Annotated in this window: 9 protein-coding genes; all 9 read left to right on the forward strand. The window is 65.4% G+C overall.

Annotated elements, in window-relative coordinates:
- Positions 1–52 precede the first annotated feature (52 nt).
- The 9 genes from AC25M7_RS08890 to AC25M7_RS08930 all read left to right on the forward strand — a co-directional run bounded on the left by AC25M7_RS08890 (position 53) and on the right by AC25M7_RS08930 (position 23,634).
- Positions 53–559, forward strand: coding sequence for a disulfide bond formation protein B (locus tag AC25M7_RS08890; protein WP_028689803.1), 507 nt, complete (start codon positions 53–55; stop codon positions 557–559).
- Between the two features lie 559 nt (positions 560–1,118).
- On the forward strand, positions 1,119–2,063 hold the full coding sequence (cyoA, locus tag AC25M7_RS08895) for a ubiquinol oxidase subunit II (protein ID WP_028689802.1): 945 nt from the start codon (positions 1,119–1,121) through the stop codon (positions 2,061–2,063).
- Positions 2,064–2,066: 3 nt separating this feature from the next.
- Complete coding sequence (gene cyoB / locus AC25M7_RS08900; protein ID WP_028689801.1) at positions 2,067–4,088, forward strand: cytochrome o ubiquinol oxidase subunit I; 2,022 nt, start codon at positions 2,067–2,069, stop codon at positions 4,086–4,088.
- A gap of 3 nt (positions 4,089–4,091) precedes the next feature.
- Positions 4,092–4,715: a cytochrome o ubiquinol oxidase subunit III gene (cyoC, locus tag AC25M7_RS08905; protein ID WP_028689800.1), complete on the forward strand. Its 624-nt coding sequence runs from the start codon at positions 4,092–4,094 to the stop codon at positions 4,713–4,715.
- Positions 4,715–5,047, forward strand: coding sequence for a cytochrome o ubiquinol oxidase subunit IV (cyoD, locus tag AC25M7_RS08910; protein ID WP_028689799.1), 333 nt, complete (start codon positions 4,715–4,717; stop codon positions 5,045–5,047). Before cyoC ends, cyoD begins: the two co-directional genes overlap by 1 nt.
- 11 nt (positions 5,048–5,058) lie before the next feature.
- On the forward strand, positions 5,059–5,946 hold the full coding sequence (cyoE, locus tag AC25M7_RS08915; protein ID WP_486970950.1) for a heme o synthase: 888 nt from the start codon (positions 5,059–5,061) through the stop codon (positions 5,944–5,946).
- A 255-nt stretch (positions 5,947–6,201) separates the two neighbouring features.
- Positions 6,202–7,410 carry an alanine transaminase gene (gene alaC / locus AC25M7_RS08920; RefSeq protein WP_028689797.1) on the forward strand — a complete coding sequence of 403 codons (1,209 nt, stop codon included), beginning with the start codon at positions 6,202–6,204 and terminating at the stop codon, positions 7,408–7,410.
- A gap of 193 nt (positions 7,411–7,603) precedes the next feature.
- Positions 7,604–7,987, forward strand: coding sequence for a YkgJ family cysteine cluster protein (locus tag AC25M7_RS08925; protein WP_062364015.1), 384 nt, complete (start codon positions 7,604–7,606; stop codon positions 7,985–7,987).
- Between the two features lie 362 nt (positions 7,988–8,349).
- Positions 8,350–23,634, forward strand: a complete 15,285-nt coding sequence (locus AC25M7_RS08930; protein WP_486970951.1) for an autotransporter-associated beta strand repeat-containing protein — start codon at positions 8,350–8,352, stop codon at positions 23,632–23,634.
- Positions 23,635–24,092: the final 458 nt, after the last annotated feature.

Raw genomic sequence — 24,092 nt, forward strand, 5'->3', positions numbered from 1 at the left:
TGGGCGCCCCTCGGGCAGCCCACGCTGCCACTCTCCATCGAAGGAATCGGCAATGAACGAACTCTCATCGCGCCTGAACCGGGAACGGCGCTTTCTGGTGCTCCTCGGCGTGATCTGCCTTGCGCTGATCGGCGGCGCCCTGTACATGCAGGTAGTGCTGGGCGAGGCGCCGTGCCCGCTGTGCATCCTGCAGCGTTATGCCCTGCTGTTCATCGCGATCTTCGCCTTCATCGCCGCGGCCATGCCCGGGCGCCGTAGCCTGACCTTCTTCGAGGCGCTGGTGGTGCTCAGCGCCATCGGCGGGATCGTTGCGGCGGGCAACCATGTGTATATACTCGCCAACCCGATGGTGAGCTGTGGCATCGACACCCTGCAGCCCATCGTCGACGACCTGCCGCTGGCCAAGCTCTGGCCACTGGCCTTCCAGGTCGACGGTTTCTGCTCCACCCCGTATCCGCCGATCCTCGGCTTGTCGCTGGCGCAATGGGCGCTGGTGGCCTTCGTCCTGACGGCGCTGCTGGTGCCCCTGGGAATCTACCGAAACCGACGTCGCGGTTAGACCAAAGTCCCGAATTGACCTGGGTCTATTGCACGGCAAGATAAGCCGCAAAGTGCGCCGCACGATTGATCCAGGTCAGCCATCAGCCCTTGCGCGGCAAGGGTTTCAGGGCTACTGGAAGGGGTGCGACAAACTGTCGCGAAGTTGATTTTTTGACCAGTATTGTTGCGCATTCTGTAAAAGACTGTTGCTCAATAAGTCATAGTCATCGTGGGGCGACCTATCTACAATCGCCCCCAATTTCCGTTCGGCACTGCTTGCAAGTCGCAGGATTGATGGAAGCCGCAGCGCTTTCCATTTGCTGACTTCGTCAAGTTTCGCCCAACGGCGATACCGGGCGGACCCCCCTCCGCGTTTTCCGCACCAAATGGACTTGGTCTGAAGTACAGGCCTGTTGCCTACGAAACCATAAGCACCGCACACCCGCTTGACGCCAAGATCCTGCAGTCGGATCCCTGGCAGGGGCGAGTACGGGCGCCAATTGCCGCACTTGGCAGGACGAAGTGTTGGCTACCAAAACACAAATTGCATTGAAGCAAGCTGATCTAGAGGTCGTGAGATGAGTAAAAAGCGTTACCCCAGACTGTTTGGCATATTGCCCTTTTTAGGCATGCTTTTACTCAGTGGGTGCAACTGGACCCTGCTCGACCCCAAGGGCCAGGTCGGCATTGAGCAGAAGAACCTGATCCTGATCGCCACCGGCCTGATGCTGCTGGTGGTCGTGCCCGTGATCATCATGACCCTGGCGTTCGCCTGGAAGTACCGTGCTTCCAACAAGGCCGCCACCTACACCCCCGACTGGTCGCACTCGACCAAGATCGAGGCCGCGGTGTGGATCATCCCGATCCTGATCATCATCGCCCTGGGTTACTTCACCTACCACTCCACCCACAAGCTGGACCCGTACCGTCCACTGGATTCCGATGTGAAGCCGGTGCAGATCGACGTGGTCGCGCTGGACTGGAAGTGGCTGTTCATCTACCCGGAGCAGGGCATCGCCACGGTCAACAAGATCGTCTTCCCGGCCAACACCCCGGTTAACTTCCGTGTCACCTCCGACGCCGTGATGAACTCCTTCTTCATCCCGGGTCTGGGCGGCCAGATCTACGCCATGGCCGGCATGACCACCAAACTGCACCTGATCGCCAACGAGAACGGTGTGTTTGACGGCATCTCCGCCAACTACAGCGGCGCCGGCTTCACCGGTATGAAATTCAAGGCTGTCGCCACTTCGCAAGCTGACTTCGATGCATGGGTCGCTGAAGTGAAGGCATCGCCGAAGAAACTGGACCAGGCCGAATATGACGCCTTGGCCAAAGCTAGCGAAAACAACCCAGTCGCGCTGTACAGCGAGGCTCCGGCTGACCAGTTCCAGCGCATCGTCGACAAGTACGAAGGCATGAACCGCGGTCGTCCGAACCACGAAGAAGCAGGCAGCAAAGATCTGGCCACCACCAAGGGTGTGGAATCGAGTATGCAACCAGCTGCCGGTGCAGAGGAGTAAGAGATGTTCGGTAAATTAACTCTGGAGGCGATACCGTATCACGAGCCGATAGTCATGGTGACGCTTGCCATGATCGCGCTCGGTGGTATCGCTGTCGTTGGTGCCATCACCTATTTCCGCAAGTGGACCTACTTGTGGACCGAGTGGCTGACCACGGTCGACCACAAGAAAATCGGCGTGATGTACATCATCGTCGCTATGGTCATGCTGCTGCGCGGCTTCGCCGACGCCATCATGATGCGTACCCAGCTGGCCGCCGCCACCGGTGGCTCGGAAGGCTACCTGCCGCCTGAACACTATGACCAGATCTTCACCGCCCACGGTGTGATCATGATCATCTTCATGGCGATGCCGTTCTTCACCGGCCTGATGAACCTCGCGGTTCCGTTGCAGATCGGTGCACGTGACGTTGCCTTCCCGTTCCTGAACTCCCTGAGCTTCTACCTGCTGCTGGCAGGCGTGCTGCTGGTCAACATCTCGCTGGGCGTTGGTGAATTCGCCAAGACCGGCTGGGTTGCCTATCCGCCGCTCGCGGGTATCCAGTACAGCCCTGGGGTGGGTGTCGATTACTACATCTGGGCGCTACAGCTCTCAGGCTTGGGTACGACACTGACAGGCGTGAACTTCCTCGTCACCGTGATGAAGATGCGCGCCCCTGGCATGAAGCTGATGGACATGCCGATCTTCACCTGGACCTGCACCTGGGCCAACGTGCTGATCGTCGCTTCCTTCCCGATCCTGACCGCCGCACTCGCCCTGCTGACCGTTGACCGTTATCTGGACTTCCACATCTTCACCAACGAGCTTGGTGGGAACCCGATGATGTACGTCAACCTGTTCTGGGCGTGGGGTCACCCTGAGGTCTACATCCTGATCCTGCCGGCCTTCGGCGTGTTCTCGGAAGTCACCTCGACCTTCGCAGGCAAGCGCCTGTTCGGTCACCACTCGATGATCTACGCCTCGGGCGCGATCGCCATCCTGGGCTTTGCGGTCTGGCTGCACCACTTCTTCACCATGGGTGCCGGCGCCAGCGTCAACACCTTCTTCGGCCTGGCGACGATGCTGATCTCCATTCCGACCGGTGTGAAGCTGTTCAACTGGCTGTTCACCATCTACCAGGGCCGTCTGCGCTTCACCGCGCCGATCATGTGGACCCTGGGCTTCATGGTCACCTTCTCCATCGGTGGCATGACCGGCGTCCTGCTGGCTGTTCCAGGTGCCGACTTCGTTCTGCACAACAGCCTGTTCGTGATCGCCCACTTCCACAACGTGATCATCGGTGGCGCGGTATTCGGCTACATCGCCGGCTTCGCCTTCTGGTTCCCGAAAGCCTTCGGTTTCACCCTGAACGAGAAGTGGGGCAAGGCTGCCTTCTGGTTCTGGATCTCCGGCTTCTACGTTGCGTTCATGCCGCTGTACGCCCTGGGCTTCATGGGCATGACCCGTCGTCTGAACCACTCCGACAACCCGCTGTGGGAACCCTACCTGTACGTGGCCGTGGTCGGCGCCGTGCTGATCCTGTTCGGTATCGCCTGCCAGCTGATCCAGATCTACGTCTCGGTTCGCGACCGCAAGGACAACATGGACGTCACTGGCGACCCATGGGGCGGCCGTACCCTGGAGTGGTCGACTTCGTCGCCACCTCCGTTCTACAACTTCGCTCACATGCCTGAGCATGTTGGCCTGGACGCCTGGCACGAAGCCAAGCAAGCCGGTGCCGCGTACAAAGCTCCGGCCAAGTACGAAGCGATCCACATGCCGAGCAACACTTCCACCGGTCTGTTCATGGGTCTGTTCCTGACCGTGTTCGGCTTCGCCTTCATCTGGCACATCTGGTGGCTGGTGGGTGCGAGCCTGGTTGCGACCATCGCCGTCTTCGTTCGCCACGCCGCGCGTGACGACCAGGGCTACATGGTGCCGGCCGAAGAAGTGGCGCGCATCGAAGGCGAGCGCATGAAAGCGCTGGCCAACGCTGGTGCACTGCCTGCCGGCGGCGCACGTGTCGAATCGTTTGAACGGGTGTAATCAATGTCCAGTCAAGTAATCCACGGTGGCGCGCATGGTCATGACCATGCGCACGATGACCACCACCACGACTCGGGCCAGATGACCGTCCTCGGTTTCTGGCTGTACCTGATGACCGACTGCATCCTGTTTGCGTCGCTCTTCGCCACCTACGCGGTGCTGTCCGGCAGTTTTGCCGGCGGCCCGTCGGGCCACGACATCTTCCAGCTCGACTTCGTGCTGGTTGAAACCGCGTTCCTGCTGCTGTCCTCGATCACCTTCGGCTTCGCCATGCTGAAGATGTTCGACGGCAAGAAGGCCGGCGTACTGGGCTGGTTGGCCGTGACCTTCCTGTTCGGTGCAGGCTTCATCGCGATGGAAATCTATGAATTCCATCACCTGATCGCCGAAGGTTTCGGCCCGCAGCGCAGCGGCTTCCTGTCGGGCTTCTTCGCCCTGGTGGGCACCCACGGTCTGCACGTGACCGCTGGCCTGATCTGGATGGCGATCATGATGTATCAGATCAACAAGCACGGCATCACGCCGACCGCCAAGACTCGCATGAGCTGCCTGAGCCTGTTCTGGCACTTCCTGGATGTGGTCTGGATCTGCGTGTTCACCGTCGTCTACCTGCTGGGAGTTCTGTAATGGCTAGCGCACACGACACTCATCACGAGGGTAACCACGGTAGCGTGAAGTCGTACATGATCGGCTTCGTCCTCTCGATCATCCTGACCGCGATTCCGTTCGGCCTGGTGATGTTCCCGAGCCTGCCGAAGAACCTGACCGTCCTGATCGTGGTGGCCATGGCCGTCATCCAGGTGGTTGTGCACCTGGTGTACTTCCTGCACATGGACCGCTCGAAAGAGCAGCGTTCCAACGTGTCGACGTTCCTGTTCACTACCCTGGTGATCGCTCTGCTGGTCGGCCTGTCGCTGTGGATCATGTTCAGCATCCACTTCGAAATGTTGGCCAAGTGAGGTAAGACTGCATGTCCGTGAAGCACTTTATCCAAATCACCAAACCGGGGATCATTTTCGGTAACGTGCTTTCCGTGGCAGGCGGTTTCTTCCTTGCCGCTAAGGGGCATGTGGATTTCGCCCTGTTCCTGGCGGTGGTGATCGGTACTTCCCTGGTGGTCGCGTCCGGATGCGTGTTCAACAACTGCATCGACCGTGACATCGACCACAAGATGGAACGTACCAAGAACCGCGTCATGGTTCAGGGCGGCATGTCGCTGCCCCTGGCGCTGATCTACGCCACCCTGCTCGGGGTGGCGGGTTTCAGCCTGCTGTATGTGCAAGCCAACCCGCTGGCGGCGTTCTGCGCCCTGGTCGGTTTCGTGGTCTACGTCGGTTTATACAGCCTGTGGCTGAAGCGCAAATCGGTGCACGGCACCCTGGTCGGCAGCCTGTCCGGTGCCATGCCTCCGGTGATCGGCTACTGCGCCGTGAGCAACAGCTTCGACCTGGCCGCGGTGACCCTGCTGGTGATGTTCAGCCTGTGGCAGATGCCGCACAGCTTTGCCATCGCCATCTTCCGTTTCAAGGACTACAGCGCCGCGAACATTCCGGTCCTGCCGGTGGCACGCGGTATCCTCGCGGCGAAGAAGCAGATCGTGCTGTATGTGCTGGCCTTCGTGCTCGCCACCCTGATGCTGACCCTCGGCGGCTACGCCGGCCTGGGTTACCTCGCCGTGGCGGCGGCCATGGGCCTGTACTGGCTTTACATGGCCTGGGGCGGCTACAAGGCCGAGGACGACAGCAAGTGGGCTCGCAAGGTGTTTGGCTTCTCCATCCTCACCGTTACCGCCCTGAGCGTGATGATGGGCGTGGACAGCCAGACCGCGGCTGATGTGCTGATGACCTACGCGCGCTGATACAGCAGCCTGTTACACCAAGAACCCCGGCCATGTGCCGGGGTTTTTTTATGCTTTTTTCCTGTGTTTGCCCGCAAAGGGCCAGTGCTGGAAACATAAACCTCAAATTTTCAAAAAAATAGTCTGAAAAAATCCAACAAAACAGGAAATTATCTTTTGCATTAACTGTGTTTCGGCACTATCTTCTGCTTCAGGCCGCCGCAGCGGCCAGCGTCGCTCGGACGGTTCCGGGCGCTTACGTCTGCAGAGGAACACATGGCCAACCCAGGTTCGCCGCGCCGCTTCGCGCGCATCGATCGTCTCCCCCCGTACGTCTTCAACATCACCGCCGAGCTCAAGATGGCCGCCCGCCGCCGTGGCGAGGACATCATCGACCTGAGCATGGGCAACCCCGATGGCGCCACGCCGCCGCACATCGTCGAGAAGCTGGTGCAGGTCGCCCAGCGCGAGGACACCCACGGCTACTCCACCTCCCGTGGCATCCCGCGCCTGCGCCGGGCCATTTCCAACTGGTACAAAGAACGCTACGACGTCGCCATTGACCCGGAAAGCGAGGCCATCGTCACCATCGGCTCGAAAGAGGGCCTGGCGCACCTGATGCTCGGCACCCTCGACCATGGCGACACGGTACTGGTGCCCAACCCCAGCTACCCGATCCACATCTACGGCGCGGTGATCGCCGGCGCCCAGGTGCGCTCCGTGCCGCTGGTGCCGGGGGTGGATTTTTTCAACGAGCTGGAGCGGGCGATCCGCGAGTCGATCCCCAAGCCGAAGATGATGATCCTGGGCTTTCCGTCCAACCCCACCGCCCAGTGCGTCGAGCTGGACTTCTTCGAGCGCGTGGTGGCCCTGGCCAAGCAGTACGATGTGTTGGTGGTGCACGACCTGGCCTACGCCGACATCGTCTACGACGGATGGAAGGCGCCGTCGATCATGCAGGTGCCGGGCGCCAAGGACATCGCCGTGGAGTTCTTCACCCTGTCCAAGAGCTACAACATGGCGGGCTGGCGGATCGGCTTCATGGTCGGCAACCCCGAGCTGGTCAGCGCCCTGGCGCGGATCAAGAGCTACCACGACTACGGCACCTTCACCCCGCTGCAGGTGGCCGCCATCGCCGCCCTGGAAGGCGACCAGCAGTGCGTGCGCGATATCGCCGAGCAGTACCGTCAGCGCCGCAACCTGCTGGTCAAGGGCCTGCACGAGATGGGCTGGATGGTCGAGAACCCCAAGGCCTCGATGTATGTCTGGGCCAAGATCCCCGAGGCCTATGCGCACCTGGGGTCGCTGGAGTTCGCCAAGAAACTGCTGGCCGAGGCCAAGGTCTGCGTGTCGCCGGGGATCGGCTTCGGTGACTACGGCGACGATCATGTGCGCTTTGCCCTGATCGAGAACCAGGACCGGATCCGCCAGGCCATTCGCGGCATTCGCCAGATGTTCCGGGCCGATGGTGTGACCCGCAAGTAAGCCGTTCACCCTGATCGCGGGGCAAGCCCGCTCCCACGCCATTCAGTGGGAGCGGGCGTGCCCCGCGATGCGTTTGCGCCGATCAGCGGCGATCTTTTTTTGCGTCCCCCCTCTTCTCAGCCGTTCGCGCCTGGATTACAAATAGCGCCGCGGGCGCTCGCCCCGATAACAACAACCTCCTTCCCTGGCCATCATGTCCGATCAGAACCCTTGCCTGACCTGCGGCGCCTGCTGCGGCTACTTTCGTGTGTCTTTCTTCTGGGGTGAATGCCAGTCCGCCGGTGGCGTGGTGCCCGACGATCTGGTGGTGCAGATCAATCCGACCCGGGTCGCCATGATCGGCACCGACGCCAAGCCTTGCCGCTGCGTCAGCCTGAGCGGCGAGATCGGCACGCAAGTGGCGTGCTCCATTTATGAGAACCGCTCCAGCCCCTGCCGCGAGTTCGAGGCCTCGTGGGAAAACGGTGTGCACAACCCCAGCTGTGACGACGCACGGGCGGCCTATGGTCTGCCACCGCTGACACCACCGGGCGCCAATGAGCCGCATTGGCCGGAAGAGGGAGCGGAGGTCGCCTGAAAGTCGACCTGCCTTCCGAGCGACGGTACGCCGATGGGAATTGCCCCGTGATGGCCTTATCGCGGGTAGGCTTGCTTTCAAACACCGCCGTACATTTTGGCCTCCGCCATTACCGCTCGTCGGTTGGATCCAATGCTCGGGTGGCTGAAACCCGCGAAACACGTGCCGCCTCGACAAAGTATTAACACCATTTGACCGTCCCCTGCGCCGTACTGCCCGCGCCTGAGCGGCTACACATTCCTTCAAAGGATATTCGTAGCCATAGATCAGGCGTTTCGGCCGTCGCGTGTTCCACTGCTCTTTTCTGCCCTGCTGTGCACGCATTCAAGGACTGAAGTGCCTGATCCACGAAGGAGCTCTACGTGGACAGACGTGCCGCCCCCCGTTCACCCGCCCGTTTCTCGCAACTGTCGCTGGCTGTCAGCCTGGCTGTCGGTGCGATGGCATTTGGTCTGTCCAGCGAACAGGCGCTGGCCGTCTGTAGCGCGGCCGGTTCCACGATCACCTGCAACGGCGCTGCCAACCCGCTGGCGCCGAGCTATACCAATGGCGGCAGTGGCCTTACCGTCAACGTCAACCCAGGCGCGAGCCTGGGTACCTTGCTGGGCGTGGGCGGCACTTCGTTGTCACTGGCCGGGAACAACAACACCCTGAACAACTCCGGCACCATCGACCCGACGTTGCTCGGGCTGCTGAGCATCCAGTCCTCCGCCGTGCTGATCGGCAACACCGGCACCGGCAGCATCCTCAACATCAACAACAACGCCACGGGCGTGATCAAGGGCACCGGCGCCTTGCTCGGCGCCAACCTGCTGAACCTCACCGGCATGGCGCTGGACGCGCGCAACGGCGCCGGCGGCACCACCACCATCAGTAACGCCGGCAGTATCGGCTCCTCGGCGCTGGCCAGCCTCACGCTGGTGAGCGAGGACACGCCGGTCATCGCCGTGACCGGCGGCAGCACGGTGAACTTCACCAACACCGGCACCATCCTTGGCCGTGCCGCGTTCGAGGCTTCCGCGGCGGGCAACACCTTCACCAACGCCGGGACCCTGACCGGCAGCCTGTCGATGGGGGCCAACAGCACCAACCGCTTCAACGCCATCACCGGCTCCAGCGTTGGGGCAGGGCTTGGCGTCGGCGTGGCCTTGCTGGTCACCAGCAACCCGAACCTTGCCTACGCGGCAGCTGGCAAGATCGACGGCGGCGCAGGCGGCACTAATACCTTGGCATTGCAAAACGCCATTGGCGGCGGCAGTGGGACCAGTGGCAGCGGTACGATCAACGCCACCAACTACATCAACTTCAGCCGCCTGATTGTCGACGCCGGCACCTGGAGCCTGATCGGCCAGGTGCTCAACGGCACCACCCAGACCACCCTCAACGGTGGCCAGCTCAACTTCGACAACGCCAGCGCCTTCGGTAGCGGTGCCATTACCGTCAATGGGGGTGGGCTGGCGGGGACTGTCGGTGGTCTGAGCCTGGCCAACAACTTCACCCTCAACGCCGGTCTGAGCGTCGGCGGCGCCACCGACATGGCCCTCAATGGCGTGGTTTCGGGTGTCGGCGGGCTGACCAAAACCGGCGCCGGGCTGCTCACCCTCGGCGCCACCAACACCTACAGTGGCGGCACCACCCTCGCCGCCGGCGGTCTCAACCTGGCCAGTGCCGCGGCGCTGGGCAGTGGCGGCCTCACCGTCAGCGGCGCCAGCAGCCTGCAGGGCAGCGTGCCGCTGGTGTTGAACACCGCCGTGGCGCTGAACGCGGCGCTGACCTTGCCTGGTAGCAACGCCCTGACTCTGGGTGGCGTGCTCAGCGGCACTGGTTCACTGGTCAAGAGCGGCAGCGGTGGCTTGACGCTGAACGGCGTCAATACCTACAGCGGCGGCACGACCCTGGGCAGCGGTACCCTCACCCTCGGCAACGCCAGCGCCCTGGGCAGCGGCGCGTTGGCACTGAGCGGCAACGGCACCCTGGACACCACGGCGACCATGGCCCTTGGCAATGCCATCAATCTGGGCAGCAGTACCCTGACCTTGCCGGGCAATAACGCCTTGACGCTCAACGGCGTGATTGGCGGCAGCGGCAGCCTGACCAAGAATGGCACCGCCGACCTCACTCTCAACGGCGTCAACACCTACAGCGGCACCACCACCCTGGGCGGTGGCAAGCTCACCGTCGGCAACAGCGCGGCGCTGGGCACCAGCGGCCTGACCCTGGGCGGCAATGCCAGCCTGGACGCCAGCAGCGCGGTCAGCCTGGGCAATGCGATCAACCTGGGGGCCAACACCCTTGACCTGCTGGGCACCAGCGCCACCACCCTGGGCGGTGTCATCAGCGGGACTGGCGCGCTGGTCAAGAATGGCGCCGGCGACCTGACCCTCAATGGCAACAACACCTTCAGCGGCGGTCTGACGCTCAACACCGGCAAGCTCACCGTCGGGCACAGCAATGCGCTGGGCAGCGGTGCGCTGACCCTGGGCGGCAACGTCAGCCTCGACGCCGGTACCGCGGTCAACCTGGGCAACGCGGTCAACCTCGGCGCCAACACCCTCAACCTGCTGGGCACCAGTGCCACGACCCTGGGTGGTGTCATCAGCGGTACCGGCGCGCTGGTCAAGAACGGCAGCGCCGGCCTGACCCTCAACGGCAGCAACACCTTCAGCGGCGGCACCACCCTCAATGGCGGCGTGCTGACCGTGGGCAACAACAATGCCCTGGGCACCGGCGTGCTGTCCTTGGGCGGCAATGCCAGCCTCGATGCGGGCGTGGCGGTCAACCTGGGCAACGCCATCAACCTGGGTGGCAACACACTCACTCTGCCGGGCACGAGTGCCACCACCCTGGGTGGCGTGATCAGCGGCACCGGGGCGCTGGTCAAGAATGGCGGCAGCAACCTGACCCTGGGTGGCGCCAACACCTTCAGCGGCGGGCTGACCCTCAATGCCGGTACCCTGACCCTGGCCACCGCGGCGGCCCTGGGCACGGGCGGCTTGACCGTCGGTGGGGCCTCGACCCTGGCCAACACGGCAGCGATGACCCTGAACAATGGCGTCAATCTCGGCGCCGACCTGACCCTCGCCGGCGCCAACAACCTCACGCTGGCCGGCAACCTCGGCGGCAGCGGCGGCCTGATCAAGAACGGCAGCGCCAGCCTGACCCTGAGTGGCAACAACACCCAGAACGGCGCCACGGCGCTGAACGCCGGCACCCTGGTGCTCGGCAGCCACACCGCGCTGGGCACCGGCGCGCTCAATGCCGCGGCCAACACCACCCTGGATACCAGTGTCGCCGGGCTGAACATCGGTAACGCCCTCAACCTGGCCGGCAACCTGAACCTGCCCGGCAGCAACGACCTGACCCTGAGCGGCGTCATTGCCGGCGCCGGCGGCATCACCAAGGGCGGCAACACCACCTTGACCCTGACCGGTGCCAACACCAACAGCGGCTCCACCTTCCTCAACGCCGGCACCCTGGTGGTCGGCAACAACACCGCGCTGGGCACTGGCACCCTCAACACCGCCGCCGGCGCCCACCTGGACGCCAGCACGGCCGTGAGCCTGGCCAACGACGCCATCATCGCCGGCCCCCTGACCATCGACGGCACCGCCAACCTGGGCTTGAGCGGCGTGCTCAGCGGCATCGGCTCGCTGGTCAAGAACGGCAACGCCAGCCTGACCCTGAGCGGCAACAACGTCTTCACCAACGGCACCCAGCTCAACGCCGGTACGCTGGTCCTGGGCAGCAACACGGCATTGGGCATCGGTAGCCTGACCCTGGGTGGCAACGCCAACCTCGACACCAGCAGCGCTGTCGCGGCCACCAACACCATCAGCCTCGGCGCCAACACCCTGACCGTGCTGGGCAGCAACGCCACCACCCTGACCGGGCAGATCAGCGGTACCGGCGCGCTGGTCAAGAGCGGCAGCGCCGCCCTGACCCTCAACGGCAACAACACCTACAGCGGCGGCACCACCCTCAACGATGGGTTGCTGACCCTGGGCAACAACGACGCCCTGGGCACCGGCGGCTTGACCCTGGGTGGCAACGCCAGCCTCGACAGCAGCGGCACCCTCAACCTAGGCAACGCCATCAACCTCGCCGGCAATACCCTGACCCTGGCAGGCAGCAATGCCACCACCCTCGGCGGCGTGATCAGTGGCACTGGCGCACTGACCAAGAACGGCAGCACCAACCTGACCCTGTCAGGCGCCAACACCTTCAGCGGTGGTCTCAACCTCAATGCCGGGACCTTGACCCTGGCCAGCGCCGCCGCGCTGGCAACCGGCGCGCTGAACGTCGGCGGCGCGGCCACCCTGGCCAACGCCACGGCCATGACCCTGAACAACGCCATCAACCTCGCAGCCGACTTGTCGCTGCCCACCACCAGCAACCTCACCCTGGCCGGCAACCTCAGTGGCACCGGCGGCCTGGTCAAGAGCGGCAGCGCCACCCTGACCCTGAGCGGCAACAACACCCACAGCGGCGCCACCGCGCTCAACGCCGGCACCCTGGTACTGGGCAGCAACACCGCCCTGGGCACTGGCGCGCTGAATGCCGCCAACAACACCACCCTGGACACCAGCGTCGCCGGCCTGAATATCGGCAACGCGCTGAACCTGGCCGGCAACTTCATCCTGCCCGGCAGCAACGACCTGACCCTGAGCGGCACCATCGCCGGCGCCGGCGGCATCACCAAGAACGGCGCCACCCGCCTGACCCTGACCGGCAACAACAGCAACAGCGGCATCACCCGTCTGAACGCCGGTACCCTGGTGGTCGGCAGCAACACCGCGCTGGGCACCGGCACCCTCAACACCCTGGCCGGCACCCACCTGGATGCCAGTACCGCGGTCAGCCTGGCCAACGACGTCACCATCGCCGGCCCCCTGACCATCGACGGCAGCGCCGACCTGGGCCTGAGCGGCGTGGTCAGCGGCATCGGTTCGCTGGTCAAGAACGGCAACGCCAACCTGACCCTGAGTGGCAACAATCTCTACACCAACGGCACCCAGCTCAATGCCGGCACGCTCACCCTGGGCAGCAACACCGCGCTGGGGATCGGCGCCCTGACCCTGGGCGGCAACGCCAACCTCGACGCCAGCACCGCCGTGGCGGTGACCAACGGCATCAGCCTGGGCAGCAACACCCTGAGCGTGCTGGGCAGCAATGCCACCACCCTAGGTGGCCAGATCAGCGGCAGTGGCGCGCTGGTCAAGAATGGCAGCGCCGGGCTGACCCTCAACGGCAACAACACCTACAGCGGCGGCACCACCCTCAATGCCGGGCTGCTGACCCTGGGCAACAACAACGCCATCGGCAGCGGCGCCCTGAGCGTGGGCGGCAATGCCAGCCTCGACGGCAGCGCCGCGCTCAACCTGGGCAACGCCATCAACCTCGGCACCGGCGCCACCCTGACCTTGCCGGGCAGCAATACCACCACCCTTGCTGGCGTGATCAGCGGCGCTGGCGCGCTGACCAAGAACGGCAGCACCAACCTGACCTTGTCAGGCGCCAACACCTTCAGCGGGGGGCTCAACCTCAACGCCGGCACCCTGACCCTGGCCAATGCCGCGGCGCTGGGGACTGGCGCGCTGAACGTCGGGGGGGCCGCAACCCTGGTCAACAGCGTGGCGATGACCCTGGGCAATGATGTCAACCTCGGCGCCAACCTGACCCTCGGCGGCAGCACCAACCTGACCCTCGGCGGCGTGCTCGCAGGCACCGGCGGCTTGGTCAAGAACGGTGTGTCCGACCTGACGCTGACCGGCAACAACACCTTCAGCGGTGCCATCGACCTGCTCGGCGGCAGCATCACCACGATCGGTACCACGGCCCTGGGCAATACCTCGGCGGTCAGTGTCGGTGCCGGCACCAGCCTTAACCTCGGCGCCAGCGCCACCATCGGTGGCCTGAGCGGTGCCGGTACGGTGAACATCGCCGCTGGTGGCGCCCTGACCCTGGGCGGCAACAACCTCAACAGCGTGTTCAGCGGTGCATTGGCCGGCAGCGGTGGGGTGGTCAAGACCGGCACTGGCAGCTTCGAGCTGTCCGGGGTCAACGTGCTAGGTGGCAACACCACGGTCAATGCCGGCCTGCTCAATGTCACCGGCTCGCTGGCCAGCCCCGGCGTGCAGGTCAACAGTGGTGCCAGCCTCGGCGGCACCGGCAGCTTGCTGGGAGCGGTCGACATCGCCAACGGCGCGCACCTGCTGGCCAACAGCGGTGCGACCCTCAGTACCGGCGCGCTGACCCTGCACAGTGGCTCGATCCTCGACTTCGGCCTGGGCTCGCCAGCCACTGGCGGTACCGCGCTGGTCAACGTCAACGGCAACCTGACCCTGGACGGCACCCTCAACGTCACCGACGTCGGCGGCTTCGGCACCGGTATCTACCGGCTGTTCGACTACACCGGCGCGCTGGTCGACAACGGCCTGCTGGTCGGCAACGTGCCAGGCGCCATGCTGCCTGGCGACCTGCAGGTGCAGACCTCGATCGGTAGCCAGGTCAACCTGCTTGTCGGCGGCGCCTCCGGCACCGTGCAGTTCTGGGATGGCGGCCAAAGCGTGCCCAATGGCGTGATCGACGGCGGCACCGGCACCTGGAATGGCAGCAACACCAACTGGACCGATGTCAACGGTGTGCTCAACGGCAGCTGGGCCAGCGACTTCGCGGTATTCCAGGGCACTGCAGGGGATGTCACCGTGGTCGGCACCCAGGCCGCCACTGGCCTGCAGTTCGTCACCAACGGCTACCGACTGATCGGCGCCGGTGGGCTGGACCTGGTCAACGGCAGCAACGGCGCCTTCGCCGTGCGTGTCGACCCCGGCGTCACCGCGACCCTCAACGTTGGCCTCTCGGGCAACGGCCAACTGGCCAAGCTCGACAGCGGCACCTTGGTGCTCAATGGCGCCAACAGCTACACCGGCGGCACCCTGCTCAACGGTGGCACGATCGTGGTCGGCAACAACACCGCTTTGGGTAGCGGTTCTGTCAGTACCGCCAACGGCACCACCTTGGACAGCAACACCGCCGTGACCCTTGGCAACGCCTTCAATCTCAGCGGTGCCCTGACCGTCGCGGGCTCCGCCGACCTGGGGCTGTCCGGCGTGGTCTCCGGCCTTGGCAGCCTGGTCAAGGCCGGCGGCGCCAACCTGACCCTGGGTAACGCCAACACCTACAGTGGCGGCACCAGCCTGGGTGCCGGTACCTTGACCCTCGGCAACGCCCAGGCGTTGGGTACTGGCGGCCTGACCGTCACCGGCGCCGCCAGTCTGGACACCTCCGGTAACCTGGCACTGGGCAATACCGTCGCCCTGAATGCCAACCTCACCCTGCCGGGAACAAACGACCTCAGCTTCAACGGAGCGCTCAGTGGCACCGGGGGCCTGGTCAAGACAGGTTCCGGCACGCTCACCCTCAACGGCAGCAACAGCCAGCAGGGCAGCACCAGCCTGAACGGCGGCACCCTCGTGGTAGGCAGCAACACCGCGCTGGGCACCGGTGCGCTGAACGCAGTCGGTGGCACCACCCTGAGCAGCAATGCCAACGTCACCCTGGCCAACCAGCTCAACCTGGCCGGCAACCTGACCATCGCCGGGGCGCAGAACCTGACCCTGGGCGGCAACGTCAACGGCGTCGGCGGCCTGACCAAGACCGGCAGCGGCACCCTGACCCTGAACGGCACCAATGGCAACCTGGGCAACACCAACCTCAATGCCGGTACCCTGGTGCTCGGTAGTGCCAGCGCCCTCGGCCTTGGCCAGCTCAACGCGGCGGCCGGCACCACGCTGGACAGCGCTGCGGCGATCAACATCGGCAACACCGTCAACCTGGGCGGCGACCTCACCATCACCGGCAGCAACGACCTGGGGCTGGGCGGGCTGGTCACCGGTGCCGGTAGCCTGATCAAGAACGGTGCCAGCAACCTTACCCTCAGTGGCGCCAACACCCTGATCGGCGGCGTGACCCTCAATGCCGGCACGCTTACCCTGGGCAACAACCAGGCGCTGGGCACTGGCACCCTGACTGTCGGTGGCGCCAGCAACCTGGCCACCACCGGCGCCCTGACCCTGGCCAATCAGGTGACGCTCAACAGCACCCTGAACCTGACCGGCAACAACAACCTGGCCCTCAATGGCGTGATCAGCGGCACCGGCGGCCTGACCAAGACCGGCAGCGGCAACCTGACCCTCGGCGCCGCCAACACCTACCAGGGCACCACCACCCTTGGCGGCGGCACCCTGACCCTGGGCAACAACGTCGCCCTGGGCACGGGCAACCTGGCGGTGACCGGCAACAGCACCCTGGCCACCATCGGTGTACTGCAGGTGGTCAACGCCATTGGCCTTGGTGCCGGCACCACCGTCGGCATCAACAACACCCAGACCCTGACCCTCGATGGCGTCATCAGCGGTGCCGGGGCGTTGAACAAACTGGGTGCCGGGCAACTGGTGCTCAATGGCAGCAACACTTACGCCGGCGGCACCTCGCTGCAGGCCGGCAGCCTGCTGCTGGGCAATGCCGGCGCCCTGGGCAGCGGAGCACTGACCGTCAACGGCGCCGCCAGCCTCGATGCCAGCCAGGCGCTGGCGCTGGTGAACGCCATCAACCTCGCCGGTGGCAACCTGACCCTTGGCGGCAGCCAGGCGCTGACCCTCAACGGCGTGATCTCCGGCAGCAACGGCCTGGTCAAGAACGGCGCCGCTACCCTGGCCCTGAACGGCAACAACACCTACAGCGGCGGCACCACCCTCAACGCCGGCACTCTGGTGGTCGGCAGCAACACCGCGTTGGGCAGCGGTGACCTCAGCACCGGCGCCAACACCAGCCTCGATGCCGGCGGCGCGGGCGTCACCCTGGCCAACAATGTGCATCTGGGCGGTACCCTCAACCTGCCGGCCAGCGCCGACCTGACCCTCAACGGCGTGGTGGATGGCGTCGGCGGCCTGAACAAGTCGGGCGCCGCGACCCTTACCCTCAACGGCGCCAACAACTACCTGGGCGGCACCACCCTGAATGCTGGCCGGTTGGTGGTCGGCAACGACAACGCGTTGGGGCAGGGCGCCCTGACCGTCGCCGGGGCCTCGACCCTGAGCAGCGGCGCCAGTACCGCCCTGGCCAACAACGTCACCCTCAACGCCGGCCTGACCGTCGATGGCGGCAACGACCTGACCCTCAATGGCGTGATCAACGGCACCGCCGGCCTGACCAAGAACGGCAGCGGCAACCTGACCCTCAATGGCAACAACGGCTTCCAGGGCGGCACCCAGCTCAACGCCGGGCGCCTGACCGTGGGCAACAGTGGGGCGCTGGGTACCGGCACCCTGTCGGTCACCGCCGACGCCACCCTGGCCAACAGCGCGCCCATGGCCCTGGGCAACACCATCGCCCTGAGCAATGGTGCCAACCTGACCGTCGATGCTGTCAACGCGCTGATCCTCAGTGGTGACCTGGGCGGCAGCGGTAACCTGGTCAAGACCGGCGTCGACGACCTGACCCTGGTCGGCGTCAAGACCTTCACCGGCAATGTCGACATCCAGGCCGGCTCCCTCACCACCCTCGGCAGCGGTGTGCTGGCCAACGTCGACACCCTCAACGTCGGTGCCAGCGGCCAGCTCAACCTCAACGGCAACGCCAGCCTCGGCAGCCTGACCGGCAGCGGCCAGGTCGATGTCGGCATCGGCAGTGTCCTGAGCCTGGGCGGCAACAACCTCAGCAGCACCTTTGCCGGCGGCCTCAACGGCCTGGGCGGCCTGACCAAGGTCGGCAGTGGCACCCTGACCCTTACCGGCACCAGCAACCTGGCTGACAACACCCTGGTCAACGCCGGCACCTTGAAAGTCGACGGCACATTGGGCAGCAACCTGCTGACCGTCGCCAGTGGTGCCACCCTGGCGGGTAGCGGCACCGCCAACGCCACGGTGGTGATCAACAACGGCGGTCACCTGGCCGGGCAGAGCGGTGCCACCCTGAGCCTCGGCAGCCTGGTGCTCAACAGCGGCTCGATCGTCGATGTCGGCTTGGCGTCACCGTCTACCGGCGGTACCGCGCTGTTCAACGTCGGCGGCAACCTGACCCTCGACGGCACGCTCAATGTCAGCAGCATCGGCGGCTTCGGCAACGGTGTGTACCGCATCTTCGACTACACCGGCGCCTTGACCGACAACGGCCTGGACTTCGGCACTCTGCCGCTGGGCGTGGGCCTGGGCGACGTGACCCTGCAGACCGCACTGGCCAACCAGGTCAACCTGCTGGTCAGCGCCGCGGGCCTGAACATCCAGTTCTGGGACGGCAGCCAGAGCGTGGCCAACGGCCAAGTCGATGGCGGCACTGGCGTGTGGAACGCCGGCAACACCAACTGGACCGACCTCAACGGCGTGCTCAACACCACCTGGGGCAGCACCTTTGCGGTGTTCCAGGGCACGGCGGGCGACGTCACCGTCGATGGCAGCCAGACCGTCAATGGCCTGCAATTCGTCACCGATGGCTACCGCTTGCTGGCCGGCACCGGCGGTGCGCTCGACCTGATCAATGGCACGAGTGGCGACACCAGCGTGCGGGTCGATCCAGGTGCCACGGCAACCCTCGATGTCGGCCTGACCGGCGTCGGCAAGCTCAACAAGCTCGACAGCGGCACCCTGGTGCTCAATGGCAGCAACAGCTACAGCGGCGGCACCCTGCTCAGCGGCGGTACCTTGATTGTCGGCAGCAACACGGCCCTGGGCGGCGGCGCGCTCGACACCACGGCGGGCACCACCCTCGACAGCAACGCCTCGGTAGCGCTGGGCAATGCCATCACCCTGGCCGGCCCGCTGAACATCGCCGGTAGCAATGACCTGGCCCTCAACGGCAACATCGGCGGCGCCGGTGGCCTGGTCAAGGCCGGCAGCGCGCGTCTGGCGCTGGCCGGCAACAACACCTATGCCGGCAATACCGCGCTCAATGGCGGCACCCTGGTGCTGGGCTCCAACACCGCGCTCGGCACCGGCACCCTGACCACCGCACCTGGCACCAGCCTGGACAGCAGCCAGGCGGTCACCCTGGCCAACAATGTCACCACCATGGGCGACCTCACCGTGCTGGGCAGCAACGACCTGACCCTGGGGGGTACCGTCGGCGGCACCGGCCGTCTGCTCAAGGCCGGCCTGGCGCGCTTCGCGCTGATGGGGGCCAACACCTACAGCGGCGGCACCGAGTTGCAGGCCGGCACGCTGGTGGTCGGCAACAACGCGGCGCTGGGCACTGGTGGCCTGGAGGTCACCGGTAACGCCAACCTCGACAGCGCCAGCGCCGTCACCCTGGCCAACCCGGTCAATGTCAGCGGTGTGCTCAACGTGCTTGGCACCAACGACCTGCACCTGGCCGGCGTGCTCAGCGGCGCGGGCGAGCTGAACAAGAGCGGCCTGGCCGACCTGACCCTGTCGGGCAACAACACCTTCAGCGGCATCCTCAACATTCTCTCCGGCAGCCTGAGCACCCTCGGCACCACTGCCCTGGGTACCCAGAGCCAGTTGAACGTCAGCACCGGCGCCAGCCTCAACCTCGACGGCAACACCAGCCTTGGCGACATCGGCGGCACCGGCGCGATCCAGATCGCCGCCGGCAACAGCCTGACGGTCGAAGGCGGCGTGTTCGGCGGTAATATCAGCGGCACCGGTACCTTGAACAAGCTCGGCAGCGCCACCCTGGCGCTGAACAGCGCCAACAGCCATACCGGCACCACCAACGTCCAGGCGGGCGGTCTGAAAGTGGACGGCTCCCTGGCCAGCGGCGCGGTCAACGTGGCCAGCGGCGCCAGCCTCAGCGGTGCCGGCAGCCTCGGCGGGGCGGTGACGGTGGCCAACGGCGGCAATCTCGCGGCCACCAGTGGCAGCACGCTGAACGCCGGCAACCTGGTGCTCGACAGCGGCGCCAACTTCAACGCTTCACTGGGCACGCCCTCGGGCGGCGGCAGCCCGCTGGTCAACGTCGCCAACAACCTGACCCTGGGCGGTACCCTCAACGTCACCGACATCGGCGGCTTCGGCGCCGGGGTCTACCGGTTGTTTGCCTACGGCGGCAGCCTCACCAACAACGGCATGAGCTTCGGCACCACGCCGGTACCGATCACCGACCTGACCGTGCAGACCGCCGTGGCCAACCAGGTCAATCTGGTGGTCGGCGGTGCCAGCAACGTACTGTTCTGGGACGGCAGCCAGAGCGTCGCCAACGGCCAGATCGACGGTGGCAGCGGCACCTGGGACGCCATCAACACCAACTGGACCGACGTCAACGGCGTGTTGAACAGCACCTGGAACGACACCTTCGCGGTGTTCCAGGGCGCCCCCGGCACCGTCACCGTGAACGGCAACCACAGCATCACCGGCCTGCAGTTCGTCACCGATGGCTATGTGCTCAACGCCGGTATCGCCGGTGAGTTGCTGGGCAATGGCACCACCAACCTGCGTGTCGACAACGGCGTCACCGCCACCCTCAACGTCGCCCTCAACGGCACCGGCAGCGTCGCCAAGCAAGACGGCGGCACCCTGGTGCTCAACGCCGCCAACGGCTACAGCGGTGGCACCGCCCTCAACGGCGGCACCTTGGTGCTGGGCAACAACAGCGCGCTGGGCAGTGGCACCCTGACGGCCGCGGGCGGCACCACGCTGGACAGCAACACCGCCGTCACCCTGGCCAATACCACCGTGCTCAACGGTGCCCTGGCCATCGCCGGCAGCAATGACCTGACCCTCAACGGTGTGGTCAGTGGTACCGGCGGGCTGATCAAGAACGGTGCCGGCCTGCTGACCCTGAACGGGGCCAACACCTACAGCGGCGGCACCCAGATCAATGCCGGCGGCGTGGTGGGCAATACCACCAGCCTGCAAGGCGCGATCCTCAACAACGGAGCCCTGACCTTCGCGCAGAACGCCAACGGCAGTTACACCGGCAACCTCAGCGGCAACGGCACCCTGGCCAAGAACGGCACTGGCGAGCTGCTGCTGACCGGGGTCAACACCTTCACCGGCGCCACCAGCGTCAACGCCGGCACCTTGTTGGTCAACGGCCGTCTCGACAGCACCAGCGTGCAGGTCGCCACCGGCGCCCGCCTGGGCGGCAGCGGCACCTATGGCGGTGCTGTACAGATCGCCAACGGCGCCACCCTGGCTGCTGGCCAGAGCGCCACGCCACTCACCGTCGGCAGCCTCGACCTGGCGTCGGGCAGCGCCCTGGACTTCAGCCTCGGCGCTCCGGCCGCCTCCACCACCGTGGTCAGGGTCAACGGCAACCTGGTGCTCGACGGCACGCTGAACATCACCGATGCCGGCGGTTTCGGCACTGGTGTCTACCAACTGTTCAGCTACGGCGGCACGCTCACCGACAACGGCCTGGTGTTCGGCGCCATTCCGGGCAGCGTGGTCCTGGGCGACCTCAGCCTGCAGACCGCCATCGCCAACCAGATCAACCTGGTGGTGCAGAACTACGGCGAGGAGCTGCAATTCTGGAATGGCGGCAAGACCAATCCCGACGGCAGCATCGGCGGCGGCAGCGGCACCTGGGGCTCGAACACTGGCTGGACCAACGCCGGTGGCACCACCAGCGAAGGCTGGAGCGGCGGCTACGCGGTCTTCGGCGGTACGCCGGGCACCGTCACCGTTGTCGGCAACCAGTCGTTCGACGGGCTGCAGTTCCTCAGCAGTGGTTACCAGGTGGTCCCGGGGGCCGGTGGCAGCCTGACCCCAGTCAACGATACCGACGGCAGCCTTGCGTCGGTGCGTGTCAACGCCGGCGCCACGGCCACCATCAGCGCGCCGCTGGTCGGCACCGGCGGTATTGAGAAACTCGACGCCGGCACCTTGATCCTCGCAGGCGCCAACACCTACAGCGGCGGCACTACCGTCAGCGGAGGTACCCTGGTCGGCAACACCACCAGCCTGCAGGGCAACATCCTCAACAATGCCAACCTGGTGTTTGCCCAAGGTAGCAATGGCACCTTCAACGGCACCCTAAGCGGAACCGGCACCACCACCAAGCAGGGCGGTGGCACCCTGCTGCTGACCGGTAACCAGCCGTTCAGCGGCGCCTTCAACGTCAACCAGGGCGTGCTCCAGGTGGGCGATGCCGCCCACCCGGGCAGCACCCTCGGCGCCCAGGTCACGGTAGCCAACGGCGCCGCGCTGACCGGCAACGGCACCGTCGCCGGGCTGACCAACAACGGCACCGTGCTGCCGGGGCCGGCCGGCAACCTGAACGTATCGGGCAACTTCACCAATGGCGCCACCGGCACCCTGGTAATCGACCTTGCCACCTCGCCGGTGAACTACTTGAACGTGGGCGGCACGGCCAACCTCGGCGGCAGCCTGATGGTGGCCAACCTCGCCAGCGGCAACGGCCAGTACACCGTGGTCAGCGCGGCGGGCGGTGTCACCGGCACCTTCGCCACCACCAACCTGGCAAACTCGGCGTTTCTCAACAGCTCGCTGAACTATGGCGCCAACCAGGTGACCCTGTCGGTCAGGCGCAACGGCACCTCCTTCGCCGATGTCGCCGCCACCGGCAACCAGCGTGGCGTGGCCACCGCCCTCAGCAGTGCCGGGGCGCCGGCCGAGCTGGTCAACAACGTGCTGCCGCTTGACCGCCAGGCTGCCCAGGCGGCATTCGACAGCCTGTCCGGCGAGATCCACGCCAGCACCGCGACCGTGCTGATCGAGGACTCGCGCTACGTCCGCGACGCGGTCAACGACCGCCTGCGCCAGGCTGACTGCAGCAACCAGGACGATCCGCGTCGCACCTTGGCGCCGACCGCCAACCAGCAACTGACCAGCGAAGGCTGCCAGGGCCAGGCCGTGGGCTGGATCCGCGCCATCGGCGGCTGGGGCACCTACGACGGCAGCAGCAGCCATGCCAGCGTCGACCGTGACCTGTCGGGCTTCATGCTTGGTGTCGACCGTGCCCTGGATGACCAGTGGAAAGTCGGCGCCGCCGCCGGCTACACCCGCTCGAGCATCGATGCGCACCGTCGCCGCTCCGACGCCACGGTGGACAGCTATCACCTGACCACTTACCTCGGCTACCAGCTGGACGCCTTCGCCGCCCGTATGGGCGTGGCCTACAGCTGGCACGACATCGACACCAAGCGTGATGTCACCGTGGGCAGCTACGACGACCGCCTCAAGGCCAAGTACAAGGCGCGCAGCGCCCAGGTGTTCGGCGAGGTGGGCTATGCCATCGATGCCGGCGGCATTGCCCTGGAGCCTTTCGCCGGGTTGGCCTACGTCAACTACGACAGCGACACCGCCCACGAGAAGGGCGGAGCAGGGCGGCTGGAAGGCAAGGTCGACCAGGACGTGACCTTCTCCACCCTGGGCGTGCGGGCCGGCAAGCGCATCCTGCTCGACAACGGCAGCACTGTCACGCCACGGCTGTCGGTGGGCTGGCGCCATGCCTTCGGTGACGACAAGCCTGATGCCGATCTGCGCTTCGTCGGTGGCGGCGCCGGGTTCAGCACCGAGGGCGTGCCGATCGCCAAGGACGCGGCGGTGGTCGAGGCCGGGGTGGATTTGTCGGTGGGCGCGAGCGGCAAGCTGGGGGTCGGGTATTCCGGGCAGCTGTCGAGCGAGAACCGCGACCATGGTGTGGTGGTGAGCTTCAGCATGGGGTTCTGAAGTAGATCGCCGGGGCTGCTTTGCAGCCCTTTCGCGATACAAGGCCGCTCCCACATCTATTTCGGGCCAATTTTTCCTGTGAATGAGGCGGCGCCCGCCTTGGTGCACGCCTCAAGTCGTGCGGGGCGGCAGTGGTGCCCATGCTGAAGTTGCGTCGGACCAACAAGGCGGACCAGGTAATGGCTCAGGACTGACTGGCCCGAAACAGATGTGGGAGCGGCCTTGCGTCGCGATGCGCCGCGCGGGCGGCGCTCGATCTTGCAGGCGCTGCAAGGCCATCGCCAAGCACCTGGTGGCCATGACGCGATCAAAACCTCACCCCAAACCCCGTAAGACATTTCCGAATTTGAAACCAAATCCTTCAGCCAGCCAGCGCTTCGGACCTATCCTACGCGCCTGCCGGAAGGCTCTGAATTGGCCGGGAAATACACCAGGGGTACCGTCACTGGGTCGTCACA

Source organism: Pseudomonas sp. P106(2024), from assembly GCF_057480815.1.

Bases quoted from the DNA above. Each gene is read 5' to 3' on its own strand.
- alaC (WP_028689797.1), top strand. From the start codon at position 6,202: ATGGCCAACCCAGGTTCGCCGCGCCGCTTCGCGCGCATCGATCGTCTC.
- AC25M7_RS08925 (WP_062364015.1), top strand. From the start codon at position 7,604: ATGTCCGATCAGAACCCTTGCCTGACCTGCGGCGCCTGCTGCGGCTAC.
- cyoA (WP_028689802.1), top strand. From the start codon at position 1,119: ATGAGTAAAAAGCGTTACCCCAGACTGTTTGGCATATTGCCCTTTTTA.
- AC25M7_RS08890 (WP_028689803.1), top strand. From the start codon at position 53: ATGAACGAACTCTCATCGCGCCTGAACCGGGAACGGCGCTTTCTGGTG.
- cyoC (WP_028689800.1), top strand. From the start codon at position 4,092: ATGTCCAGTCAAGTAATCCACGGTGGCGCGCATGGTCATGACCATGCG.
- cyoE (WP_486970950.1), top strand. From the start codon at position 5,059: ATGTCCGTGAAGCACTTTATCCAAATCACCAAACCGGGGATCATTTTC.
- cyoB (WP_028689801.1), top strand. From the start codon at position 2,067: ATGTTCGGTAAATTAACTCTGGAGGCGATACCGTATCACGAGCCGATA.
- cyoD (WP_028689799.1), top strand. From the start codon at position 4,715: ATGGCTAGCGCACACGACACTCATCACGAGGGTAACCACGGTAGCGTG.